Origin of the sequence: Natrinema marinum, assembly GCF_024296685.1 — an archaeon.
Taxonomy (GTDB): domain Archaea; phylum Halobacteriota; class Halobacteria; order Halobacteriales; family Natrialbaceae; genus Natrinema; species Natrinema marinum.
Genome location: NZ_CP100763.1, coordinates 2,279,820 through 2,301,673, shown reverse-complemented (window position 1 = coordinate 2,301,673; position 21,854 = coordinate 2,279,820). Strand labels below are relative to the sequence as shown.

The following is a 21,854-nucleotide window of genomic DNA, read 5'->3' as shown; positions in this document are numbered from 1 at the left end:
TGCAATGAATCGAGGCGCTGCGCTACTGGTTGCACTGCTCGTGGCCACGAGCACCGTGACGATGGCCGCGGCCGGTGCAGCTGCGACGACCGCGGAGGAATCGCGTACGACCATCGAGGCCGACGCCGAGGTCGATAGCGGGACCGGTCTCGAGACCACCGCTGACGCCAGCACCGAGACCGAGACGACGCTCGCGACGCAGTCCGACGCCGACGGCTCGGCCTACGCCGGCGCGAACGTCGCCTTCGACGTCGAGGGCGACGCGATCACCGATTACCGCGTCGGCGGCGAACGGACTTTCGCGTCCGTCGCCGTCCAGTCCCAGCGCGAGGCTGACTCGAGTTCCAGCGGCGGCCTCGACGGCAGCCTCGGGCTCGAGGCGGCGACGAACCTGAACGGCGCGGGACTGTCGGTGGCGAGCCAGACGCAGGCCAGCGCGCAGATTCGGGCCGAGAGCGGTGCGACGCTCTCGGCTCACGACACGCAACGCGGGACGCTGGTCGTCGAGAGCGGCGACGAGGCCCAGTACGTCGAAGCCGATCTCGCGGCCGAAGCGGAGGCCAGCGAGGAGGGCGAGCGCGTCCGAGTCGAGACCGGCGACCGGCAGGGCGTCTTCCTCGTGGTTGGCGACGGCGAGGTCGGCGTCGCCGACGGCAACGTGACGGCCGATCTCGGCGCGAACGCGACGCTGGCGTTCCGCTCCTACGCCGACGGCGAGCGAGACGAGCGGGCCCAATACGAGGAGTCGCTGATCGCCGAGGGGTCGGCGGCCGTCGACGTGACCGCCGAACAGCGCGACGGCGAACTCGTGACCGACGCCGTCACCTACGGGCAGGAGACCTCCGCGAACGTGAGCCAGTCCGCGAACAACCGGGTCAACGTGACCATCGATCGCGCCGTCCACGAGGGGACGGTCGTGATGACGACCGTCTCCGAGGAGGCCGTCGGCAACCTCGAGGACATCTCGGTGCGCATCGACGGCGAGGCCGCCGTGGAGGCGTCCTCGAAGAGCGAACTCGAGAGCGCGATCGGGGGCGATCAATCACGATACATGGTCGTTCAGGACGCTCAGGCGGAGGGGCAGGCGACCGTCTATATCGCGGTCAACCACTTCTCGACGCGGACCGCGACGATCGACGGCAACGGCAGTGGTTCGGACGACTCCGCTGACGGCTCGAGTGGCGGTTCCGGTGGCGACTCGAGCGGCGCCAGCGGCGACAGCACTCCCGGCTTCGGCGCCGGCGTCGCCGTGATCGCGATCTCGATGGCCGCACTGCGCACGCGACTCGAGCGCTAGCCGCGACCGACTCGCTACCCCCTCTGTTTCCGTCTTCGCCCTGTTTTCGACGCCGCTGACGCTCTCGCCGTGCCCGATCGCTCCACATCGCCCGTTCCGCTGCTTGACTGCGAGCACTGATCCGTCGATCGAAGCGAACCGTTCATAGTAACCGTCCAACGATATCGCCGCATGCGAGCGTACCTCTACCTGGCGATCGCGATAGCGGCGGAAGTGACCGGGACGACGGCGCTCAAATTCTCGGACGGCTTTACCAACCCCGTTCCCACCGCCATCGTCGTCGCGGGGTATATCGGCTCCTTTTATCTTCTCAGCCTCTCGCTGCAGGAGTTTCCGATCGGATTCGTGTACGCGACCTGGTCCGCGCTGGGGATCATCGCCGCCGCCCTCATCGGCGTCGTGTTATTCGACGAATCGGTCGACATTGCCGGGTTCGTCGGCATCGCGCTCATCGTCGGCGGTGTCGTCTGCCTCAACGTCTTTTCGGACACGTACGCACCCGCGCACTAACAGACCCCTACGAGAAAGCGGAAGGGAGAGGCAGGCGGGATTGTGGTGAGGCCGCTCCCTCGAGAACGGCCCGTCTGCCCGCCACCGATTCGTTCGGCGCTTGCGGCCATAATAGTAGTGGCAAACTCATCAAAACGATCTCGAGTCGTCGCGCCACTGGGGCGATGACGGGCGATCGCGGCGATTCATCGGACCCTGACCGTACCGATCCGGTAGCTGTCGGGCACTGCTTTTTGGCGGCCGCGCTGGTACGCCTCGTCGTGACGCGAACCGTCCGGCGTGCGACGGTCGACGACTGCTGGGAGATCCACGAGGTCGCCCGCGAGAGCTGGCACGGCGCCTACGACGACGTTCTCGGCGCCGAGAGGGTCGACGACGTGGTCTCCGATTGGTACGCGATCGGCGACCTTGAGTCGGCGATCACGGGCACGAACGGCCGCGAGAACGCCGTTTTTCTCGTCGCCGAGTCGGCCACTGCGGACGCCGCGACCGGGACCGACCTCGAGCCCGCCCTCGAGGGCTTCGCCCACGCCGTTCCCTGGCCGGAGGACGCGTCGGTGGCGTTTCTCGCGCGGCTGTACGTCCGCCCCGATCGCTGGCGCGAGGGCGTCGGGACCGCGCTGCTCGAGCACCTCGAGACCCTGCTCTCGCGGGCGTTCGACCGCCTCCGGCTGGCCGTCCTCGCGAGCAACGCGGTCGGCATCTCCTTCTACGAATCTCGCGGCTTCGAGCGCCTCAAAACGCGCGATTCCGATCTGGGGTCCGGCCTCGAGGAGCACGTCTACGAGAAGTCGCTCCCGGCTGTAGACGAGTGAGCGAACGACGCCGTCGCCGAACGCCTCTCGAGATACCGGAAGCCGAACTGTTAGGTATCGTCGCACGCATCTCCCGTTCATGCCAACGGGTGCCACATTTAATGCCGCCGGCGTGCAGCTCGCGTACGACGATCTCACTCCCGAAGACGGCGACGGCTCCGCCCCGCCGGTCGTCCTCGTCCACGGCTTCGCCTCGAGCCGGCAGGAGAACTGGCGCGACCGCGACTGGGACGACACGCTGCTCGAGGCCGGTCGGCGGGTGATCGCACTCGACTGCCGGGGCCACGGCGAGAGCGAGAAACCGCACGACCCGGCGGCCTACGAAACGGACATCATGGCGGCGGACGTGGTCCGCCTGCTGGACCACCTCGAGATCGACCGGGCCGACTTCTTCGGCTACTCGATGGGCGGCCGGATCGGCACCGAAGCCCTGTACCGTCACCCCGAGCGGTTCAACGCCGGCGTACTGGCCGGGATCGGCGCGGCGACCATCGAACCGAGCGACGCCGGCGACCGGATCGCCGACGGGCTGCTGGCCGACGACTCCGAGGACGTAACGGACCCGCTTGGCAAGCGGTTCCGGCTCTTCGCGGAGACGACGGACAACGACCTCGAGGCGCTCGCGGCCTGCGCCCGGACGCGAACGGCGCCCGCCGACTGGGACGAGATCGCGCAGGTCGAACATCCGGTGGTGATCGTCGCCGGCGAACACGACGACATCACGGGCGACCCCGAACCGCTCGCGGACGGCTTTCCGAACGGCGAGGCCGTCGTTATCGAGGGTGAAGACCACCTGACCACGGTGCCGGACGATCGGTTTACCGACGCGGTGTTGGACTTCCTCGAGCGTGAGGGGTTGTAGCGTCTCGTTCGTGCAGCGGTGGCTGACGGTTCGATTGTGAAGTGGTGGCTGACGGCTCGAGATTCTGTCTTCTACTGGCAACAAGGAATCACCACGTCCTCCCCAACCGATTCGTTCGTTCCCGTTGGTCACTCACTCATCCACTGGAAGACGCGTCGCGCCTTCCAAGCCTTCGTTCGCAGGATTCACGAAGACCTCGCACGGCTTCGGATCACGGTTCCCGCCACGGTCACCGTGATCCAGCGTGCGCCCCCGCACGTGGTGGGATCGAGGAGGAGAGAAAATCGGACGACGATCGGCCGCTATAGCGTCTTCTCTGCTTCTTCCTCGTCGACGACTTCGATCCCGCGGTTGTTGACCGCCATCGGATCGAGGCCGACCTCCTGCAGGAAGGTCTTGTACTCGCGCTCGCACTGCTCGGCGTCTTTTTGCTTGTCGCTGGCGCGATCGCAGAGTTCGACGAGGTTCTCGGGCACGTCGTTCTGGTAGACGATCCAGTGGTTGATCAGGTCGGAGAGGCGGCGGATGGGGCTGGTGAAGTGGCCGTAGATCTCGAAGTTCAGCGCGTGGTGGCCGCCGAACGGGTCGTTCATGTACCGCGCTCGAGGCATCACCTTCATCACGGCCCACTGGATCTTGTCGAGTTGGCGGCCCGGCGCCTCCTCGAGCGTCGCGTTGACCGCTTTGCGGGGGTCGTCCCACGTGCTGCCGGGGATCGAGACGCCGTCGAGATCCTGAATCTCCTGAAGGGCCTCGGACCACTCGTCGGGGCTGGGCTGTGGGTGGACCCGGTACATGGCCTCGACGCCGCGGTTCCACATCAGTTCGTGCGTGACGGCCTTGTTGGCCTTCAGCATGCACTCCTCGATGATGGTGTGGGCGCGGTCGCGGGCCGGGTTCAAGACGAGTGAGCCGTCTTCCTTGCGCTGTTCGTGCATGCGGTTTGCCACCTCGTAGACCAGTGTGTTCTCCTCGTGGAGGTCGGCGTCGGGGTCCTCGAGTCGGTTCTCGGCCTGCGAGTAGGTCAGGCGCTCGTCGGACTCGATGACGGATTTGTAGATCTCGATGTTTTCGTAGCTCAGATGCTCCTTGTCGAGGTGCATCTCGACGGTGTGGGCGAGTCGCTCCTCGTTGGGGACCAGCGAGCAGACCGTCTCGGCCAGCACCGGCGGCAGCATGTGAATGGTGTAGCCGGGCAGGTAGACCGTGTTGCCCCGCTCGACAGCCTCGTCCCACATCGCCGTTTCGGGGTTGACGTAGTGGGTCACGTCGGCGATGTGGACCCAGAGGACGTACTCGTCGTCGCGCTCCTCGATCGAGAGCGCGTCGTCGAAGTCCTGGGCGTCGATCGGGTCCGTCGTCCACGTCGTCAGGTCGCGCAGGTCTTTCCGCTCGTCGATCTCGTCGGTGATCTCCGACTGAACGTCCTCCGTCCGCGCCTCCGCTTCCTCGAGGACCTCCGGCGGAAACTCGTCGCGAATCTCGAGCTTCTCGAACAGCTCGTCGCGCTTGTTCTCGAGGTGGCGCGCGAGGTCCTCCGAGATTTCGACGGGACCCTGCCCTTCGGCCGTACCGGCATCGGCCTGTGCGTCGTCGCTCATGGCACCGCCTACGGACGTAAGGGTGAAAGTCGTGTCGGGACGGGGACGAGGAAGCCCGGCCCGCTCACCGCCGGACGAGGTCGGTTATTCGTCGTCCGAGCACCCGTGGTCGCGGAGTACTCTCTCCCTGCTTCGAAGCAGCGTGGTCAGGTGGCCCGCGCCCTCGAGCACCCGTAACTCGCCGTTCGGCAGGTCCTCGGCGAGTCGCCGAACGCCCTCGAGCGGAGCGTTCCCGTCGCTATCGCCGTGCCAGAGCCGGATCGGTCGGTCGACCGCGGCGAGGGAGAACTCCCACGGCGCCGTGAACAGGCGGGTTTCAGCGGCGAACCCCTCCCGGTGAGTCGCGAGCGCCTCGCAGAAGTCGCGCCGAACGCGGGCCGCCGCGCCCCTCGGAATCTCGGCTCGCTCCGCCGCCGTCGTATACTGTGCGAGAACGAACGACGGCGGCAACCGGCCGGCGGCCCACGTCTGTCCCCGAAGCAGTCCTTTCAGGAGCGACGGTGTCTTCGTCGCGAGAACGCCGAGTAGCCGCTGGGCCGCGGGTTTCTCGGGGAGCTGCGACCACGGCGGCGCGCCGGAGACGATATCGATCGACTCGACGAGGTCACCGTGCGTCGCGGCGGTCGCGAGCGCGTGTGGCCCGCCGCCGGAGAAACCGATCAGGCCGGCGCGCTCGACCTCGGCGTCCGCGAGCACCGCGGCGATGATCGGGCCGGTATCGGTCAGCTCTCGGTCGGGCCACGGCGGCGTCCGTCCGTATCCGGGTCGCTCCGGCGCGAGGACCCGGACGCCGTATTCCCGCGCGCAGTCGTCGAACAACTGTCCGAAGACGAGCGACCCGGGGGTGCCGTGGAGGACGACGACCGGCGCTCCGTCGGGGTCGCCGTACGTCGCGTACGTGACCTTCCCTCGGTCGCCGACCGTCACGGTCGACACCGAATCCGTTTTCGCTGAACCCGTCTCCGCCGCGTCCTCCTCGAGCGACGATCGGTGGTCCGATCGATCGAAGCGCGTGCGTGCCATCGGTCCGTGATTGGTCCCGCTCTACGGAGGGCGTTTTCCCGGATGAGTGCGGTTCTTTAAGTGCAGATACGAGAAACCGCCGGACGATGAAGCAGGTGACGTTCGGCGTTACGTACCCGGATACGATGACGCATCCCCTGCATCGCCGGCTCGCAACGGTAGACGGCGTGTCCTCCGCCGAACTACTGATGTGGGGACCGATGGGGACCGTGACGACGCTGCTCTGGTTCGACGCCGGGCGAGCGGCCGCCGCCGAGGTGCTGACCGCCGTCGACAGCGTCGAGACCGCCGATTTCGTCGTGGGCGACGACGGGACGTACGTGTTCGTCCATCAGATAGCCTACGAGTTCGAGGAATCGATTCTGGCGCTCGTCTCGGACTCGAGGGTCGTCTTCCTGCCGCCGATCACGTTTCGCGACGACGGAACGGTGCGGTTCGAGGCCGTCGGCCGGGCAGACGCGTTGACTGAGTTCTACGACGGCCTGACGCGCCTGGCCGATGGCACCATCGAGCGGGTCGGCGATTTCGAACGCCGCTTGCCGCCGGCGACGGTGACCGACCGCCAGCGGGAGGCCCTCGAGACTGCCGTCGCCGTCGGCTACTACGAGGTGCCCCGCACCGGCGGTGTCGCCGCGGTCGCCGACGAACTCGGCTGTGCCAGTAGCACGGCCGGCGAGTTGCTGCGGAACGCGGAGTCGGCGCTGGTCACGTCGATGATCGACGGTGGCGGCGATTGAAGCCAGAGGCCGGTCGGTCGTCGGCGGGTCGGTTCGAGGCTACCGGTTTGCTCGTCAGTACTCCTCCTCGAGCGTGCCGTACCGTTCTTCGACCGCCGCGAGATAGCTCGCGAGAAACGCGTCTCGGCTTCGCTCGCCGGCCTCGAGATCGACGAGCAGCGCCTCGAGTTCGTCGCGCGGGTGGTGACAGAGCTCGCGGTGGCAGGACTTACAGAGGTGTTCGAACGTCTTGTCAGCGCGGTCCCAGCGGTCGCCGTACTTGTCGTACTCGCGGGCCTCGTCGCGCGGGCGCTCGGCGCCACAGGCGAGGCAGGTCACCATCTCCGTGCGGTTCCGGGAGAACCACATACACGCCCCATGGGCGTGGGACTACTTAGCGATTGGCACACGTCGTGAGCGTGCTGGCACGGAGGTCACCCGCCCGATCCACCACCTCCGAACGAACGGGGCCGCTCGGCGTCCATCGGAGCGACTCACCGAGTGCGGTCGCGCTCGTCGTCCGCACGTTCTCCCGCGCTCGAGTCCGCGGCGTCGGTGCTGCCGGCAGCGACTCGCCGCTCGAGGTCGGCATCGAGATCCGACTCCGAGGCGGGGAGCTCGAGCGACCCGTCCGGATCGATCACCGTCCGCGTTGGAATCGGGTCCGGCTCCGGTGGCCGGCGCGCGACGAGTCGCTGAAAGCGCGTGAGGTCGACCGACCGCTCGGTGTCGATCTCCTCGTACTCGACGACGATCCGATCGCCGTCGGCGAATATCCGAACGTAGTTCAGTCGAAACGAGGGGTAGTACACGCCCGGCAGCCGCGAGAACCACGTCTCGACGTGCTGCAATTTCTTCAGCCAGGTGCCCGTGTTGACGACGACCCGATCGCCCCACTCGGCGACCGACGCGCGGTGGGTGTGTCCGTAGACGAAGACGGCGACATCGGAGTGTGCCTCGAAGACCTCTCTGGCCGCGTTCAGGAAGGGTTCGTCACCCTGGCCGACGCGAACGCCCGAGAGCACGACGCCGAAACGCTCGAGGGTTCGCTCGAGATCGCGTCTGAAAAACCACAGCGGAATCGCGAGCAACAGTAGGATGACGATGATCACCGCGTTGATCGCGACGATGAGTTCGAGGACGTACGCGCCGACGCCGAGCGCGTTGACGATCGGATTGTCGGTGAAAAACTGTGGGGGGAGGATCCCGACCGTCTCGAGGACGGTGCCAAACAGGTAGACGAGCGTGAAGTTAAAAAAGAGCAACAGCGGGATGACGACCGCACGCAGGTAGGGACTCATCTCCCGATAGAAGTAGTTCGAGAGGAGCCAGCGCGGGATCTCCTCCATCGGGGCGACGGACTGAATGTCGCGCAGCCAGTCGCCTCTCGCCTGGCCGGAGTAGCGGCCGGCCGCGGCAACGATTCGCTGGACGATGAAGTAGCCGACCGGGAGCGCGTCGGGGTTCCCCCAGTCTGGCAGCCGGTTGTTCGCGTCGTGTTGCTGGCCGTGCTCGATCCAGATCCGGGCGTCGCCGACCTCGCGGGTGATCGCGATCTCCTGCTCGAGCGAGACGTTGAACGCCGCGAGGCGATCGACGTGGGCGTCGTAACAGGCGAGATCGTAGTCGTGGTTGCCCGGAATGAGGGTTACGTCGATCTCGGCACCGGTCGCGCGAAGCTGCTCGAACACGCGTGAATGGTCGTCGATCACCCGCTCGAGCTTCGCCGGTCCCGTCACTTCGGCGTACTCCCACAGCCCGAACGCGTCGCCGTTGATGATCAACTCGACGTCGCCGCCGCGCTCTGCGAGTTCCGCGAGGAAGTCACAGAGTTCGTCCTCGAAATCCAGCGCCGTCAGCTGTTCGTCGCCGCCCATGTGGAGGTCGCTGATGAAGACGTACTCGCTGGCCATCGGACCGAGTCCGTCGTCCTACCAGCCCCGACGGGATAGTGGTTTCCCCGGATCGACTGCGGTTGTCTCCCCGAGTCAGACCACGGCGGTACGACTCGTCGATCCGCAACCCGCGGCGAATCTAACCTATTAAATGCGTCCGGGCGGTAGCGCGAGTATGCAGGTCAAATCGCGACACCATCTCCGCAGTGACGCCGTCTCCGACCTCGAGACGGCGCTCGAGGACCACCTCGGCGTCTCGCCCGACGGCGACGCCTACGAGCGCGTCGAGTTCGAGGACACCGACTGGGAGGTCGTCCTCATCGACGGCGAACCCCAGGTCGCGTACTTCGACGAGGAGCCGTTTCTCACCGTGCGCGGGGCCAACGCCTACGAACCGGAAAAGCGGCTCGTCACCGTCGACGCTGGCGCGATCTCCTTCGTGAGCGACGGGGCAGACGTGATGCGCCCCGGCATCACGGAGGCGACCGACGACATCTCGCCGGACGATTTAGTCGTAATTGCCGAGGAGTCCCACGGAAAGGTGCTCGCCGTCGGCCGCGCCCGCGTCGAGGGCGCGGACATGGCCGGCAACGAGGGGAAGGTCGTCGACTCGCTGCACCACGTCGGCGACGAACTCTACGAGTTCACGGGGTAGTCGCCGACGGGCGCGGTCAGCCGCGCGAGTCCCGTGTCGCCGACGAAGATCGTATCGCCACTCTCGACTCTATTTCTGCCCGAATGTCGGGCTAACTCTTCGAACTCGAGAAGGATATGGCCACGATCGAGAGTGGAGGGACAAACTGTGCTAGCAATACTAGGTCTTATGGGTCGTATGTCCATGGAGCCTATATATTGGTTCGTGGTAGCACGGCATAGCAATGATTGAAACGACAGTCGACGCCGTTGAGGTCCGCTCGCCGCGGACGGTTACCACGAAAACGCCCGTCACCGAAGCCGCTCAGTACCTCCGCCGAACCGACGTGCCCGCGCTCCCCGTGCTCGAGGACGAGTCCGTCGTCGGCATCGTTACCGAGTCGGATATCGTCGCGCTGGTCGCCGAAACCGACGACCGGCCGGTCGTGGGCGAGATCATGTCGTCGCCGGTGACCACGGTCGCGCCGGCCGCGACGTTGGCCGAGGCCGCCGAAACGATGCGAACCGCCGGCGTCAAACAGCTTCCCGTCATCGGCAACGGCGTCTACCGCGGGCTGCTGTCGGCGGCGACGCTCGCTCCGTACCTCCCGCGACACCGCCTCGAGATAGAGTGGGCGGACGAGCCGATGTCACTCGAGTCGGTCGACGGTCGGGAGATCACCGCGGACGACTGATCGCGGCCGTGCTCGTAGAGCGGTCTCCGTCCCCGCCCTAGCCCGACTCCGTGCCGGCCTCGTCCAGCGAGCCCGCTTCGAACGCCCCCTCGTACTGCGCAAGCGTGTCTCGATAGCCCCGCACCGCGAGATCGTACGTGTCTCAGAGATCCGCGATCGGCGTCTCGGTCACGGCCGACGGCTCCACCACGTCGTGGATCGCGCTCGCCTCGTAGGTCTCGGCGGCCGCCTCGAGCACGTCGGAGCGAGGGATCGGCAGGGACGGCAACCGACACCGACTCGTCGGTGCACCCGCGGCTCTCGGGGAGTCCGTCGGTCGCTCGTCACCGACCGTGACGGTTCTGCCGCGGGGAGTGTGTCTGACGTAAGAACTATACTGGCGGCGGCGGTGGATACCGCCAATGGGACTCATGAGCAAAATTCTCGGCGGCAGTCAGTCGCGAACCGTCGAGGATTACGCCGAACTGAACCTCGAGGACGTCTCGACGGAGTCGGCAGCGGCGACGATGCAGGTCCACATCGCGGAAGTAAACGGCAAGGCCGACGCGATCGACATCAAAGACGCCGTCTACGACGGCGATATTGTCATCGCGGATATCACGCGCCTGCGAACCGAGGACAGCACCGTCGAGCACATCGTCGACGAACTCCGGCAAGTCGCTCAGGAGGTCGACGGCGACATCGTCCGCAAGGGCGACGACCAGATGATCATCACGCCGACCGGCATCCGGATCAGCCGCGAGAAACTCGGCCAGAAACGCTGACGCCGATCGCCGCCGTTCGCGATCGGGTCGCGCTCGTGACCGTCGTCTGCTTCTCCGCTCGAGCGTCGTTCGACTCGCGGCAAGAATTTCCACCGCGCGGGAATTGCCGGGTCCGGTTATGGCGTCCGTGACCGGACTAGCGCATATGACGGGTTTTCGTGCAACGGTCGTCATCCGAGATCCGGACGGCTGCCCGGTCGCCGACGTCTCGGCCCACGCCGAGGAGCCGGTCGATTCCGTCTCCCGGTCGTCGCAAGTGACCGCGGACGGAACGGTCGTCGAGGAGTTCGGCGTCGCCGCGGACGCCGCGGTCGACGGCGGTGCCGAGGTCGACATCACGCCGGTCCAGTCCAATGATCGGGAAGCGATATACCGGTTCGAACGCGACGAGGCTGCCGACTGCGCCTGCGAGATCGTCGAGACGACGGGGACGCCAGTCTCGTCGGTTCGCGCACAGGACGGCGCGTTGCTGGTCTCGTTTCGCACGCTCGAGCTCGCGGCGGTCGCCGAAATCGTCGACGAGCTCCGGGCGTACTTCGACGGCGTTCTGGTCGAGGAACTCTCCCAGGACCACGAGGATATCTCCGCCGATCCGGTCGTCGTCGACCGTGACGAACTCACGGCGCGCCAGCGAGAGATCGTCGGGACGGCCCACGAAATGGGCTACTTCGACTACCCCAAGGGCGCGAACGCGACCGACGTGGCCGAGGAACTCGGTGTCGCTCGCTCGACGTTCACCGAGCACCTCGCGGCGGCCCAGACGAAGCTCATGGACGCGATCCTCGAGAAGTGAGCCGATCGGAGGCGGCGTCCTCGGTTGCGACCGTAGCGTACCCGCCGCTGATGACCGTCTAATCGTCGCGCTTCTCGAGCCGGCGGGCCTGATAGAGAACGGTTACCCCCAGGGTCGACGACAACAACACGAGCAGCGGACCGGGCGAGTCGAACCCCAGTTCCCGATACCGGGCGGCCAACTCCAGCGCGGCGAGGAAGCCAGTAACGAGTAGTACCGCCGCCAGTAGGATACCCCAGCTGGTGCCCATATAGTCCCCTTCTCGAGCACCGCTACTCATGATCCGTCCTGACGTGGGATGGAGAGCAGGGAGGGACACGGCGCTGGGAAGCCGGTACCGCCGGCCGTGGGATGGCTACACTCCGGACGGAACGAATCCCATCCCAGTAACGCTTTCACCGGCGGCATCTTTCCCGCGGACATGGACGTCATTCACACGGCGCTGTGGGTATCGGACATCGAGCAGACGCGGAATTTCTACGTCGACGCGCTCGGACTGACGGAGAACTGGTCGTTCACGGGCGACGACGGCGTCGAGAACGTCTACATCGGCGGCGAAAACGCCGAGTTCCAGTTCAAACACGACCCCGACGACAATCCGGAAATCGACTCGGGGTCGATGGCTCACGTCGCGGTCGGCGTCGACAGCACCGACGAGACGTTTGAGCGACTGCTCGAGCGCGCGGAGCCGCCGGTCGAGATGGAGCCGACGACGATGGACGAGATCGGCGTTCGCGTCGCCTTCGTCGAAGACCCCGACGGCTACGAGGTCGAGCTGGTCGAAGCACTCGACTGACGCGAGCCGTGAGTCGAGGGCCGACGAACTCGACGCCCGCTGCTACGCGTCGGTCGCGGCGGGTTCCGTGACGGCCGGTTGCGTCCGGATGACCTGCACGACGAGGACGGCCGCGACCACCGCGATGCCGGCGAGGAAGAGCCAGGCGGTCCGGTAGCCGACGGTGTCCGCCAGATAGCCGAACGAAGGCGGGGCGACCAGTGCGCCGCAGGTGAGCGCGAGCTGGCCGCCGGCGGTGGCACCGCCCATCTCGTCGGCTCGGACGAGGGTCGCCATGGCGGAGTAGTAGACGCCGGTATAGCCGAGCACGAAGAAGCCGAGAACGGCGAACGCGATCGCGGCGGCGCGTGTGCTCGCCGTCGACGCGACGACGACGAACATGACGGCGCTGCCCAGTGACTGGACGACGAGCAACAGCCCGATCCTGACGCGCGGTTTCCCGGGCAGCACGTCGCTCAGCCAGCCCGCCAGCACGCGGCCGACGCTACCGAACAACTGGACCAGCGCGAGGACGACGCCGCCGACGGCGACGGACGCACCGATCGCCTCGTCGACGTAGAGGACCGTGTAGCCGGTCGTCGTGAACAGCGCCGCGCCGAGGAAGAAGCCGGCGGTCAGCAACACCACGTACGGCCGGTTCGCGCGCAGCGCGCCGAAGTCGGGATACCCGCCGTCGCCTCCGCCACCGGCGCTCGAGTAGGTCCACGCGAAGGCGACGGCGACGACCGCGCCGAGAGCCGCGGCGACGAGGAAGCCGGCCTGCCAGAACAGCGCGCCCGCGAGGCCGGTGATCAACAGCGCGCTGATGCCGCTGCCGCCGGTGACGCCGACCTGCTTGATCCCCATCGCGAGGTTCTGGCGGCCCGGCTCGATGGCGTCGAAGATCGCTTTATTCGTCCCGGGCATCGCGGTCCCGTAGGTCGAGCCGAGGACGAACACCGCCGCGAGTAACACCGGGTACGTCGGCGCGCCCGCGACGAGAACGACGCCGCCGGCCAACCCGACGAGACCCAGCGTCAGCGCCGATCGTTCGCCGAATCGATCGGTCAGCGCGCCCAGCGGCAACAGGAAGACGGCGTAGCCCAGGGTGAGTGTCGTGACCACGATGCCGACCTGAAACCGGGAGAGGCCGAACGCGTCCCGGAAGAACGGCGTCGCGGCGAAGACCGTGTAGTAACAGATACTCGCCGAGATCTGCCACGTCGTGACGAGCAGGACTGTCCGCCAGTACGACCGGTTCATTCGACGGTGGTTCTTGGAAAACTCCTTAAAAAAGAGTACCGTTATTGCTTTTCTCCGACGCGAATTCTTCCCCAACTATCATACTATTTTTATAATCATTCACGTCTGGGGTTGTTCCAATATATGTCCAAATTAGCCGGCTAGGGGCGGTTTCACAAGATATTATCCAGTAATGACTATCACGGGATTCGACCAAATGTCAGTAAGAAAACTACACGGACATTTTCGAGGATAACAATAGTTTTTTATATCGGTGATTGAAAGTGGAGCGGTAATGTGTGCCAAAAGAGATCACAGTAGGCGAAACGTTCTGAAAGGTGCGGCCACGGCCGGCGTCATCGGACTCGCGGGCTGTCTCAGCGGCGGCGATGACAAGATCACCGTAACGATCGGCGGCACGTCGACCGGCAGTTCGACCCAGGCGGCCGGACAGGCGCTCGCTCGCGCCGCACAGCAGCACAGCGACGTCATCAACGTCTCCGTTCAGGAGACGGAGGGGTGGACGGCGAACCTCCGCGAATACGACGACGGGAACATCCCCGCGATGGGCGTCGACAACAACTCGATCGCGAAGGCGATGAACGATGAGGGACCGTTCGCGGAGAACCCGGTCGACTCCCTCCCCCACCAGGGATTCATGTTCACGTCACTGCAGATCCACATGGTCGGCCTCGAGGGCAGCGGCCTCGAGTCGACCTCGGACCTGAAGGAAGGAGGCTACACGATCTATCCGATCCAGCCCGGCTTCGGGACGCGACTGCTGACCGAGGAGATCCTCAAGGAAGCCGGCGTCTGGGGCCCTAACGAGATCAACAACTCCGACACGGGCGACATTCCCGGTCAGGTCGAAGAGGGGAACGTCGACGCACTCTGTCTGTACGGCGCGAACGGCGTCGAACTCTCCGGCTGGTGCCAGGAAGTCGACGTTCGGAGCAGCGAGGGGCTCTACCTGCTCGAGGTCGACGACGAGTTCAAGCAGGTCATCGAGAACCACCCCGGCGCGCTGCTCGAGGAGTTCGAGCCCTACGGCTATCAGCAGGACGTGACCCAGGTCACCGACACGGTCACCTCGTGGTCGCTCGCGGCCCAGTGGGCGTTCAGCCCCGACATCCCCGCGAAGGCGACCAAGGAGATCGCCCGCATCGCGAACGAGCACCACGAAACGCTCCGCGAGTCCGACTCGACGACCCTCGAGTTCACCCCTGAGATCATGACCCAGACGATCATGGAGGACCTCGAGGTCCACGAGGGCGTCGCCGAGTACTTGGAAGAGAACGACGCCTGGGACGACGCCTGGACGCGTGGCGACGCCGCCGAGGCCGACAACTGATCGCCGTTCGAAACTCTAATTCCCTTTCGTAAACCAGACAAATGGTAATAAACGACGATTCGAGTACTGACGATACTGCCGACGGGGTGGGAGACGACTCGCCTGCCGGCGCGGATGTCCTCGACACCGATGACCCGCTGTCCGTCGCCGAGGGACTCCGCGGCAAGTTCGAGTGGGCCGTGATTCTGGGTTCGATCCCGTTCTGGCTGCTCGTCTTCTGGTACTCCGAGACGCAGATGATGGACCGACCCCGGTACGGGACGCTCTTCCTCGGCGGCGTCCTCCTGCTGTATCTGTTGATCGAGCTACCGGACACGATCGAGGAGAAGAACTGGCTCGAGACGGGGATGTTGGCCGTATCGGGCGTGGTCGTCACGATCGCCACGGTGTATCTGTTCACGCAGTTCCAGAATCTGGTCTACACCCGCGCCGGCCAGGCCTACGGCTACGAGATCGCGCTCGCGCTGGCGATCTCGCTCGTGATGATCTACCTCACGTGGCGGTCGTTCGGGATCACCTTCCTGACCGTCGTCCTCGGTGGCATCGGGTACGGATTCGCCGGCCCGTACCTCGCGGGAACGCTCAGCCACGGCGGGCTCACACCCGAGCGGACGTTGCGAATCCTCGCGATCAGCGGCGACGGCTTCTACGGCTTCCTGACCCAACTCGTCGCGGCCTGGATCGCGCTGTTCCTGCTGTACGCCGGCCTGCTGAAGGCCTACGGGGCGTTCGACCTCATCCTCCGGATCGCCGTACGGTCCGCGAAGTACCTCGATTCCGGGATCGCACAGACCGCGGTCCTCTCGAGCGCCGTCATCGGCTCGGTCAACGGGAGTCAGACCGCGAACGCCGGCATGACCGGTTCGTTCACCATCCCGCTGATGAAAAAGAGCGGCATCAAGCCCGAGACCGCCGGCGGAATCGAAGCGGTCGCCTCGACGTCCGGGCAGGTGCTGCCCCCGGTCATGGGGGCCGGCGCGTTCATCATGGCCTCGCTGATCACCGGCCTCACGTACGGTGACGTCATCATCGCCGGACTCATCCCCGCCGCGATCCTCGTGGTCTCGATCTTCATCGCCGTCCACTACGTGGCGGCCCCCCAGATCGACGACCCCTCGATGAGCGGCCTGTTCGACGAGAAGCTCAGTCGGCAGGACACCGTCCTCGAGTCGATCAAGTACGGCGTTCCCCTCGTCATCCTCGTTTACCAGCTCGGCTACGTGCAGGTGACGGTGATGACCGCGGCGCTGCAGACGGCCGTCGCCATGATCGTGCTCGGAGTCCTCATTCCGCTGGTCAAGGCCGGGCTCGACGGCGACGACCTCGTCGGGACGCTCGTTCACACGTTCAAACAGACGATCGAAGGCTTCCGACAGGGCGTGATCGTCGTCGCCCCGATCACGATCATCCTGGCGGCGATCAACGGCGTCGTCGACCTCCTGATGGCCACCGGCGTCCCGACGGCGATTTCGTTGACGCTGATGGACCTCTCCGGGGGCGTTCCGCTTATCGCGTTCTTCCTCGCGATGGTCATCTGTATCCTGCTGGGCCTCGGTATGCCGACGACCGCGTCCTACACCGTCGTGGCGCTGCTGATCGCGCCGACGCTGATCAACCAGTTCCTCGTCCCCGACCTCGCCGCGCACTACTTCGTCTTCTACGCGGCGATCCTCGCGGGCCTGACGCCGCCGATCGCGACCTGCGTCGCCGTCGCGACCGGGATCGCCGGCGGGAACTTCTGGCGGACGTGCGTCGAGGCGATCAAGATCTCCGCGCCGCTGTTCGTCCTCCCGTTCGCGTTCGTCTACCACCCCGAGATGGTCTCCGGCGAGTTCAGTACGGCCGCGCTGACCGCCGGCGTCATTGCGCTGCTGGGCGCGGTCGCGATTATCCACGGGATCAACTACTGGTTCCCGTTCGGCCGCGGACCGACTGCCGGTCTGCGAGCCGTGTTCGCCGGTGCCGGTATCGTCGCCATGGTCTACCCGGACCAGATGATCCAGCTCGGCGCGCTCGGCCTCGTCGTCATCCTCTACGGCATCCAGATGACGCTCGGCCAGTCGGAACCGGCCGAACCGATCTCCGAAGCCGGCGACGGTCAGCCTTGACGGAGTCGGCGCGGTTCCATCGCTGCCGTCCGTTCCTTTTTCGGTAGCGCGTCGCGCTCAACAGTGCCGACGAATCGAGCCTGACGCGCGGCCGGATCCGAGCCGAAAACCGAGTCCAGCACCCCGTCCGTGGTATCGACTGACTATCTGTTCGTTCGATCACGAAACAACCCTTCGTCTGTAGTCGTAAAAGCGGCAAAATGAGGACAATCGGGGTGTCGAGAGCCGTCACTGGGCAAACGATAATACTTTTCCATTGGGGTCCGAAATCCCTGAGTATGTCTGACGACCTCAAGAAAGGGCTCGAGGGTGTGTTGGTTGCCGAATCGGAACTCAGTTCGATCGACGGCGATGCCGGCCGGCTGATCTACCGCGGCTACACGATCGAAGACCTGGCTCGCGGCGCGAGCTACGAGGAAGTCCTCTATCTCCTCTGGAACGGGCACCTCCCCACCGAAGACGAACTCGAGCCGTTCACCGACGCGCTCATGGACGAGCGCGAGGTCGACGACGACGTCCTCGAGACGATGGAGAAACTCGCCGCCGCCGACGAGCAGCCGATGGCGGCGCTGCGCACCGCCGTGTCGATGTTCTCCGCTTACGAGCCCGAAGACGACGCCGACCCCGAGGATCTCGAGGCGACGCTCCGGAAGGGGCGCCGGATCACGGCCAAGATCCCGACCGCGCTCGCGGCCTTCGAGCGCTATCGACTCGGCGAGGAGCCGATCGATCCTCACCCGGATCTCGGTCTGGCGGCGAACTTCCTCTACATGCTCTCCGGCGAGGAACCCGACGACATCGCGGCCGAGACGTTCGATCAGGCGCTCATCCTCCACGCTGACCACGGCCTGAACGCCTCGACCTTTACTTCGATGGTCATCGGCTCGACGATGGCCGACATTTACAGCGCCGTCACCGGCGGCATCAGCGCGCTCTCGGGGCCGCTCCACGGCGGCGCGAACCAGGATGTCATGGAAGTCCTGATCGAGATCGACGAGAGCGACTTAGACCACCGCGAGTGGGTCGAGCAGGCCACCGAAGAGGGCCGACGCATCCCCGGCTTCGGTCACCGCGTCTACAACGTCAAAGATCCGCGCGCGAAGATCCTGCAGGAGCGCAGCGAGGAACTCGCCGAGACGGGCGAGAGCAAGTGGTACGACTACACGACCACCATCGAGCAGTACCTCTCCGACGAGAAGGGCCTCACCGACAAAGGTATCGCGCCGAACGTCGACTTCTACTCGGGCTCCGTCTACTACCAGCTCGGCATCCCGATCGACATGTACACGCCCATCTTCGCGATGAGCCGCGTCGGCGGCTGGATCGCCCACGTCCTCGAGTACCAGGAGGACAACCGCCTCATCCGCCCGCGCGCCCGCTACACCGGCCCGCAGGATCAGGAGTTCGTCCCGCTCGAGGACCGATAACGGCCCGAACCGACCGTCGAGTCGGCCGTAACACGTGTTCGTCAGGTATCGTTTCGAGGCGATCCCGTCCGTGCTCTGCGTTTCGCGGTCATCAGACAACAGTTAACAATAGCCATACCGAGGTCAACGTATGGTCGTCGTCGACCCGCAGATACCGAGTTGGAGACGGCTCGAGCGGGGCAGCGCGGACGAGCGAACGGCGCCACCGACGGCGACCGGCGCGCTCGAAGCGACGGGACGAGAAGCGACCGTCTTCCGGGGGAGCGAGCGATGAGCTTCATCGCGGAGTTCACGGTTTCGAATCCGATCATGCAGTCGACCAGACGGGCGATCCCCGAAGTCACGGTCGAGGTGGAAGACGAACAGCCGGGCCAGAACGGGAAATCGAAGTTGATCTTCTGGGCGACTGGGCCGAAGGACCGCCTCGAACGCTTCTTTCACGAACTGCCGAACGACCCGTCCCTGCGGTCGTTCGAGATCCTCTCGACGCTTCCCGAGCGACGCCTCTTTCGCGTCACGCTGTCCCCCGAAGGTGAACGCGGTCTGACGTACGTCGACGCGATCGACGTCGGTGTCACGCTCCTCGATATCGAAGCGAGCGGAAACGAAACGAGGTACCGCGCGCAGGTCCCGAGCCGGAACGCGCTCTCGCAGTACCGACAGCGGTGCGAAGAACGCGGCCTCTCGTTCGACCTTCGTCGCCTCTATCGGAGCAATGCGGACGCGACGGAACGGCACGGGCTCACCCCCCGCCAGCGGGACGTGTTACGCCGCGCATTGGAAGCGGGCTACTTCGAGGTCCCGCGCGAGATATCGACGGAAGAACTGGCCGAGGAGTTCGACATCTCGAGTCAGGCGCTCTCCGCGCTCCTCCGTCGCGGACACAGAGCGATATTACGGAGCATGTTCTCCGGCGGTGAGTCCTAACGCGTCGATCGGTACCCCGGACGAACCCCCGTCGACGGGCAGTCGGTTCAGTTCGCGATGACCGGCGACACCCGACCGGTGTTCTCGACAGCGCCGGCCGTCTTCGCCTGGTCGGGGTCGGAGACCGCGCCGCAACGGCCGGGAGGGACTCGCGTTTCATATCAACGCGCTCGGATCAATCGTATTCATAATTCGTATGGGTAGTCGCGAAGAAAACCGGCGCCGCGACCCGGAGCAGTACGCGCAAGAGGGTAGAGTCGGTACCCCCTCTCGTGCTCGTCTTCGTGTATGGTACGTTGATCGAGCCGGAGCGAGTCGCGACCGTCCTCGAGCGCGACCCCGCCGACGCGGCGGACGCGTTCGCCGGCCGCGCGACGCTCGAGGGGCTCTGCCGCGTCGCGGGCCGGTATCCGACGCTCGTGCCGGGCGGCAGCGCCGACGGCCGACTGCTCGCGATCGACGAGACGGGGCTGGCGACGCTCGACGAGTACGAGGGGGTCGACACTGGGCTGTACGTCCGCGTCGCGGTCCCGATCGCCTCGAGCGGGCCCGCTGATCGGTGTTTCGTCTACGTCGGGGAGCCAAAGCGACTCGGCGTCGACGCAACCTGGCCCGGAGACGGGGCGTTTCGCGACCGCGTTCGACAGGTCGTCTCCCGGACCGATGTCGTGGTACGCAGTAACGAATGACGCCCGTCTGCCCCCCGTCTGACACGGTTCGAACCCCGTCGCTGTCGTGCGATTTCACTTTCGCCGCGGGTGCATGAGATTTATATGGTACCGGTTCCCTTCTCTACGTGCACGTCACACGCCGTGCATTCCCTGTATTCCCTGTCGTGCTGTCAGGTGTGACAGCACGGTTCTGTGGAGCGACGGCGCGGGCCCGCAACGGCTCTCCCGTCCTCCGACAGTAATCCTTACACCTCACGCCGAGTAGACGGGCGTATGCTCGAACTCTCTGATATTCTCGAGGCGCGCGAGCGGGTCCGGGAGACCTCCCGACAGACGCCGCTCGAGCGCTCACATACCTACTGCGCGATGACCGGGGCCGACGTTCGGCTCAAACTGGAGAACTTCCAGCGGACGGGGGCGTTCAAGATTCGCGGGGCGACCAACCGGATCGCGACGCTCTCCGCGGCGCAAAAGGGGGCGGGCGTCGTCACGGCGAGCGCGGGCAACCACGCTCAGGGCGTCGCGCTCGCGGCCACCCGATCGGGCGTCGACTCGAAGATCGTCATGCCCGAACACGCGCCGATCTCGAAGATCAAAGCCACGCAAAACTACGGTGCGGCGGTCGTTCTCGCGGGCCGGGACTACGACGCGGCCGCCGAGCGCGCCCACGAGATCGAACGCGAGGAGGGCCGGACCTACGTCCACGCCTTCGACGACGAGTACGTGATGGCCGGGCAGGGGACGATCGGCCTCGAGATCTTAGAGGACTGTCCCGACGTCGAAACCGTCGTCGTCCCTATCGGTGGCGGCGGGCTCATCAGCGGTATCGCCGTCGCGATCAAGGAGCAAAACCCCGACGTGCGCGTGATCGGCGTCCAGGCCGAGGGAGCCTCGAGCGCCGCCGAATCCCTCGCGAAGGGCGAGCGCGTCTCGATCGACGAGGTGGACACGATCGCCGACGGGATCGCCACCCGCAGCATCGGCGAGCAGACCTTTCCCTACATCGAGGAGTACGTCGACGAGGTCGTCACCGTCTCGGACCCCGAGATCGCCGTCGCGCTGGTCTACTTACTCGAGCGCTCGAAGACGCTCGTGGAGGGTGCGGGCGCGGTGCCGCTGGCCGCGGTGCTGTTCGAGAAATTCGACTATGTCGAGGACGAGGTGATCGTCCCCGCACTCTGTGGCGGCAACATCGATCTGAACACGCTCACCAACGTCATCATCCGTGGACTGGTCGAGACCGGCCGCTATCTGAAGATCCGGACCGTCCTCAGAGACCGGCCGGGCGCGCTCGAGGACCTCCTCGAGATATTTACCGCCCACCGGGCGAACATCTACGCGATCCACCACGATCGGACCTCCCGCGAGGTCGAGATGAGCGACACCGAGGTCGAGATCGAACTCGAGATGCGCGGTCCCGATCACGTCGATGCCTTCCTCTCGGATCTTCGCGAGGCGGGTTATGTGGTCGACGTGCTGGCTTGACTGGTGAATGCGGGCTCGAGAAGCGTTATTGCAGTCGGTTACTGGCTCTGTGTGGCGGTGTTCAGATTCGGATTGGAGAGTGAGCCGTCGCGGTTTTTGCGTATCACTGAAAGAACATGGCTGCTTCAACGATCGCTTCGGCCAGATTGACTTGGAGAACCTCACTCGGGAACGGAGTGCAGCATCTACGATTCAAACATTAACCCGCCGACAACGGTATGCATCGCGCGGCGCAATCGCTGTGAAATAGCCTGTTCACTCGCG

General features: G+C 65.6%; 24 protein-coding genes. 17 read left to right on the top strand and 7 right to left on the bottom strand.

Translation table 11 applies throughout. The features are described 5' to 3' along the window. The first annotated feature begins 4 nt into the window (after positions 1-4). The 4 genes from NKH51_RS11460 to NKH51_RS11445 all read left to right on the top strand — a co-directional run bounded on the left by NKH51_RS11460 (position 5) and on the right by NKH51_RS11445 (position 3,484). Positions 5-1,297 carry a PGF-CTERM sorting domain-containing protein gene (locus tag NKH51_RS11460; protein ID WP_254761813.1) on the top strand — a complete coding sequence of 431 codons (1,293 nt, stop codon included), beginning with the start codon at positions 5-7 and terminating at the stop codon, positions 1,295-1,297. 171 nt (positions 1,298-1,468) lie between these two features. Beyond that, positions 1,469-1,807, top strand: a complete 339-nt coding sequence (locus NKH51_RS11455) for a DMT family transporter (protein ID WP_254761812.1) — start codon at positions 1,469-1,471, stop codon at positions 1,805-1,807. 260 nt (positions 1,808-2,067) lie between these two features. Then, complete coding sequence (locus NKH51_RS11450; protein ID WP_254761811.1) at positions 2,068-2,622, top strand: GNAT family N-acetyltransferase; 555 nt, start codon at positions 2,068-2,070, stop codon at positions 2,620-2,622. A gap of 79 nt (positions 2,623-2,701) precedes the next feature. Then, positions 2,702-3,484 carry an alpha/beta fold hydrolase gene (locus NKH51_RS11445; RefSeq protein WP_254761810.1) on the top strand — a complete coding sequence of 261 codons (783 nt, stop codon included), beginning with the start codon at positions 2,702-2,704 and terminating at the stop codon, positions 3,482-3,484. A gap of 302 nt (positions 3,485-3,786) precedes the next feature. On the opposite strand, the gene NKH51_RS11440 is transcribed toward NKH51_RS11445, so the two are convergent. Continuing rightward, a complete protein-coding gene (locus NKH51_RS11440; RefSeq protein ID WP_254761809.1) occupies positions 3,787-5,085 on the bottom strand; it encodes an RNB domain-containing ribonuclease in 1,299 nt (432 codons plus the stop codon). Between the two features lie 84 nt (positions 5,086-5,169). Then, positions 5,170-6,108, bottom strand: coding sequence for an alpha/beta fold hydrolase (locus NKH51_RS11435; RefSeq protein WP_254761808.1), 939 nt, complete (start codon positions 6,106-6,108; stop codon positions 5,170-5,172). 86 nt (positions 6,109-6,194) lie between these two features. On the opposite strand from NKH51_RS11435, the gene NKH51_RS11430 reads away from it, so the two are divergent. Beyond that, the gene (locus NKH51_RS11430; RefSeq protein ID WP_254761807.1) at positions 6,195-6,845 is read left to right on the top strand and encodes a helix-turn-helix domain-containing protein; all 651 of its coding nucleotides are present in this window, start codon (positions 6,195-6,197) and stop codon (positions 6,843-6,845) included. Between the two features lie 54 nt (positions 6,846-6,899). On the opposite strand, the gene NKH51_RS11425 is transcribed toward NKH51_RS11430, so the two are convergent. Next, complete coding sequence (locus tag NKH51_RS11425; protein ID WP_254761806.1) at positions 6,900-7,193, bottom strand: DUF7562 family protein; 294 nt, start codon at positions 7,191-7,193, stop codon at positions 6,900-6,902. A gap of 125 nt (positions 7,194-7,318) precedes the next feature. Beyond that, positions 7,319-8,737, bottom strand: a complete 1,419-nt coding sequence (locus NKH51_RS11420; protein WP_254761805.1) for a metallophosphoesterase — start codon at positions 8,735-8,737, stop codon at positions 7,319-7,321. A gap of 157 nt (positions 8,738-8,894) precedes the next feature. On the opposite strand from NKH51_RS11420, the gene NKH51_RS11415 reads away from it, so the two are divergent. Then, positions 8,895-9,374 (top strand): RNA-binding protein, encoded by a 480-nt coding sequence (locus tag NKH51_RS11415; protein WP_254761804.1) that lies wholly within the window; start codon positions 8,895-8,897, stop codon positions 9,372-9,374. A 223-nt stretch (positions 9,375-9,597) separates the two neighbouring features. Beyond that, positions 9,598-10,047 carry a CBS domain-containing protein gene (locus NKH51_RS11410; RefSeq protein WP_254761803.1) on the top strand — a complete coding sequence of 150 codons (450 nt, stop codon included), beginning with the start codon at positions 9,598-9,600 and terminating at the stop codon, positions 10,045-10,047. A gap of 142 nt (positions 10,048-10,189) precedes the next feature. On the opposite strand, the gene NKH51_RS18825 is transcribed toward NKH51_RS11410, so the two are convergent. Then, positions 10,190-10,315, bottom strand: coding sequence for a hypothetical protein (locus NKH51_RS18825; RefSeq protein WP_256527530.1), 126 nt, complete (start codon positions 10,313-10,315; stop codon positions 10,190-10,192). Positions 10,316-10,448: 133 nt separating this feature from the next. Between NKH51_RS18825 and NKH51_RS11400 the strand changes: the two genes are divergently transcribed. Both NKH51_RS11400 and NKH51_RS11395 read left to right on the top strand, forming a co-directional pair. After that, complete coding sequence (locus NKH51_RS11400; protein WP_254761802.1) at positions 10,449-10,811, top strand: cell division protein SepF; 363 nt, start codon at positions 10,449-10,451, stop codon at positions 10,809-10,811. 145 nt (positions 10,812-10,956) lie between these two features. Then, on the top strand, positions 10,957-11,604 hold the full coding sequence (locus NKH51_RS11395; protein ID WP_254761801.1) for a helix-turn-helix domain-containing protein: 648 nt from the start codon (positions 10,957-10,959) through the stop codon (positions 11,602-11,604). 58 nt (positions 11,605-11,662) lie between these two features. Here NKH51_RS11395 and NKH51_RS11390 read toward each other — a convergent pair whose 3' ends face one another. Beyond that, positions 11,663-11,854 (bottom strand): hypothetical protein, encoded by a 192-nt coding sequence (locus tag NKH51_RS11390; protein WP_254761800.1) that lies wholly within the window; start codon positions 11,852-11,854, stop codon positions 11,663-11,665. Between the two features lie 171 nt (positions 11,855-12,025). Between NKH51_RS11390 and NKH51_RS11385 the strand changes: the two genes are divergently transcribed. Further along, positions 12,026-12,400: a VOC family protein gene (locus NKH51_RS11385; protein ID WP_254761799.1), complete on the top strand. Its 375-nt coding sequence runs from the start codon at positions 12,026-12,028 to the stop codon at positions 12,398-12,400. Between the two features lie 42 nt (positions 12,401-12,442). Here NKH51_RS11385 and NKH51_RS11380 read toward each other — a convergent pair whose 3' ends face one another. Next, the gene (locus NKH51_RS11380; RefSeq protein ID WP_254761798.1) at positions 12,443-13,642 is read right to left on the bottom strand and encodes an MFS transporter; all 1,200 of its coding nucleotides are present in this window, start codon (positions 13,640-13,642) and stop codon (positions 12,443-12,445) included. Positions 13,643-13,952: 310 nt separating this feature from the next. Between NKH51_RS11380 and NKH51_RS11375 the strand changes: the two genes are divergently transcribed. The 7 genes from NKH51_RS11375 (at position 13,953) to ilvA (ending at position 21,590) form a co-directional block, all read left to right on the top strand. Continuing rightward, positions 13,953-14,972, top strand: a complete 1,020-nt coding sequence (locus tag NKH51_RS11375; RefSeq protein ID WP_345779984.1) for a TAXI family TRAP transporter solute-binding subunit — start codon at positions 13,953-13,955, stop codon at positions 14,970-14,972. A 41-nt stretch (positions 14,973-15,013) separates the two neighbouring features. After that, on the top strand, positions 15,014-17,080 hold the full coding sequence (locus NKH51_RS11370; RefSeq protein WP_254761796.1) for a TRAP transporter permease: 2,067 nt from the start codon (positions 15,014-15,016) through the stop codon (positions 17,078-17,080). 278 nt (positions 17,081-17,358) lie between these two features. After that, positions 17,359-18,507 carry a citrate synthase gene (gene citZ, locus NKH51_RS11365; RefSeq protein ID WP_254761795.1) on the top strand — a complete coding sequence of 383 codons (1,149 nt, stop codon included), beginning with the start codon at positions 17,359-17,361 and terminating at the stop codon, positions 18,505-18,507. Positions 18,508-18,637: 130 nt separating this feature from the next. Next, positions 18,638-18,781 carry a hypothetical protein gene (locus NKH51_RS11360; protein WP_254761794.1) on the top strand — a complete coding sequence of 48 codons (144 nt, stop codon included), beginning with the start codon at positions 18,638-18,640 and terminating at the stop codon, positions 18,779-18,781. Beyond that, complete coding sequence (locus NKH51_RS11355; RefSeq protein WP_254761793.1) at positions 18,778-19,434, top strand: helix-turn-helix domain-containing protein; 657 nt, start codon at positions 18,778-18,780, stop codon at positions 19,432-19,434. The genes NKH51_RS11360 and NKH51_RS11355 overlap by 4 nt, the downstream gene beginning before the upstream one ends. Before the next feature lie 272 nt (positions 19,435-19,706). Next, positions 19,707-20,123 (top strand): gamma-glutamylcyclotransferase family protein, encoded by a 417-nt coding sequence (locus NKH51_RS11350; RefSeq protein WP_254761792.1) that lies wholly within the window; start codon positions 19,707-19,709, stop codon positions 20,121-20,123. Between the two features lie 255 nt (positions 20,124-20,378). Further along, positions 20,379-21,590: a threonine ammonia-lyase gene (gene ilvA / locus NKH51_RS11345; RefSeq protein WP_254761791.1), complete on the top strand. Its 1,212-nt coding sequence runs from the start codon at positions 20,379-20,381 to the stop codon at positions 21,588-21,590. Positions 21,591-21,854 lie beyond the last annotated feature (264 nt).

Excerpts from the sequence above, each read along its gene's own strand:
- NKH51_RS11460 (WP_254761813.1), top strand. The coding sequence starts at position 5 with ATGAATCGAGGCGCTGCGCTACTGGTTGCACTGCTCGTGGCCACGAGC.
- NKH51_RS11455 (WP_254761812.1), top strand. The coding sequence starts at position 1,469 with ATGCGAGCGTACCTCTACCTGGCGATCGCGATAGCGGCGGAAGTGACC.
- NKH51_RS11445 (WP_254761810.1), top strand. The coding sequence starts at position 2,702 with ATGCCAACGGGTGCCACATTTAATGCCGCCGGCGTGCAGCTCGCGTAC.
- NKH51_RS11440 (WP_254761809.1), bottom strand. The coding sequence starts at position 5,085 with ATGAGCGACGACGCACAGGCCGATGCCGGTACGGCCGAAGGGCAGGGT.
- NKH51_RS11435 (WP_254761808.1), bottom strand. The coding sequence starts at position 6,108 with ATGGCACGCACGCGCTTCGATCGATCGGACCACCGATCGTCGCTCGAG.
- NKH51_RS11430 (WP_254761807.1), top strand. The coding sequence starts at position 6,195 with ATGAAGCAGGTGACGTTCGGCGTTACGTACCCGGATACGATGACGCAT.
- NKH51_RS11425 (WP_254761806.1), bottom strand. The coding sequence starts at position 7,193 with ATGTGGTTCTCCCGGAACCGCACGGAGATGGTGACCTGCCTCGCCTGT.
- NKH51_RS11420 (WP_254761805.1), bottom strand. The coding sequence starts at position 8,737 with ATGGCCAGCGAGTACGTCTTCATCAGCGACCTCCACATGGGCGGCGAC.
- NKH51_RS11415 (WP_254761804.1), top strand. The coding sequence starts at position 8,895 with ATGCAGGTCAAATCGCGACACCATCTCCGCAGTGACGCCGTCTCCGAC.
- NKH51_RS11410 (WP_254761803.1), top strand. The coding sequence starts at position 9,598 with ATGATTGAAACGACAGTCGACGCCGTTGAGGTCCGCTCGCCGCGGACG.
- NKH51_RS11400 (WP_254761802.1), top strand. The coding sequence starts at position 10,449 with ATGGGACTCATGAGCAAAATTCTCGGCGGCAGTCAGTCGCGAACCGTC.
- NKH51_RS11395 (WP_254761801.1), top strand. The coding sequence starts at position 10,957 with ATGACGGGTTTTCGTGCAACGGTCGTCATCCGAGATCCGGACGGCTGC.
- NKH51_RS11390 (WP_254761800.1), bottom strand. The coding sequence starts at position 11,854 with ATGGGCACCAGCTGGGGTATCCTACTGGCGGCGGTACTACTCGTTACT.
- NKH51_RS11385 (WP_254761799.1), top strand. The coding sequence starts at position 12,026 with ATGGACGTCATTCACACGGCGCTGTGGGTATCGGACATCGAGCAGACG.
- NKH51_RS11380 (WP_254761798.1), bottom strand. The coding sequence starts at position 13,642 with ATGAACCGGTCGTACTGGCGGACAGTCCTGCTCGTCACGACGTGGCAG.
- NKH51_RS11370 (WP_254761796.1), top strand. The coding sequence starts at position 15,014 with ATGGTAATAAACGACGATTCGAGTACTGACGATACTGCCGACGGGGTG.
- citZ (WP_254761795.1), top strand. The coding sequence starts at position 17,359 with ATGTCTGACGACCTCAAGAAAGGGCTCGAGGGTGTGTTGGTTGCCGAA.
- NKH51_RS11360 (WP_254761794.1), top strand. The coding sequence starts at position 18,638 with ATGGTCGTCGTCGACCCGCAGATACCGAGTTGGAGACGGCTCGAGCGG.
- NKH51_RS11355 (WP_254761793.1), top strand. The coding sequence starts at position 18,778 with ATGAGCTTCATCGCGGAGTTCACGGTTTCGAATCCGATCATGCAGTCG.
- ilvA (WP_254761791.1), top strand. The coding sequence starts at position 20,379 with ATGCTCGAACTCTCTGATATTCTCGAGGCGCGCGAGCGGGTCCGGGAG.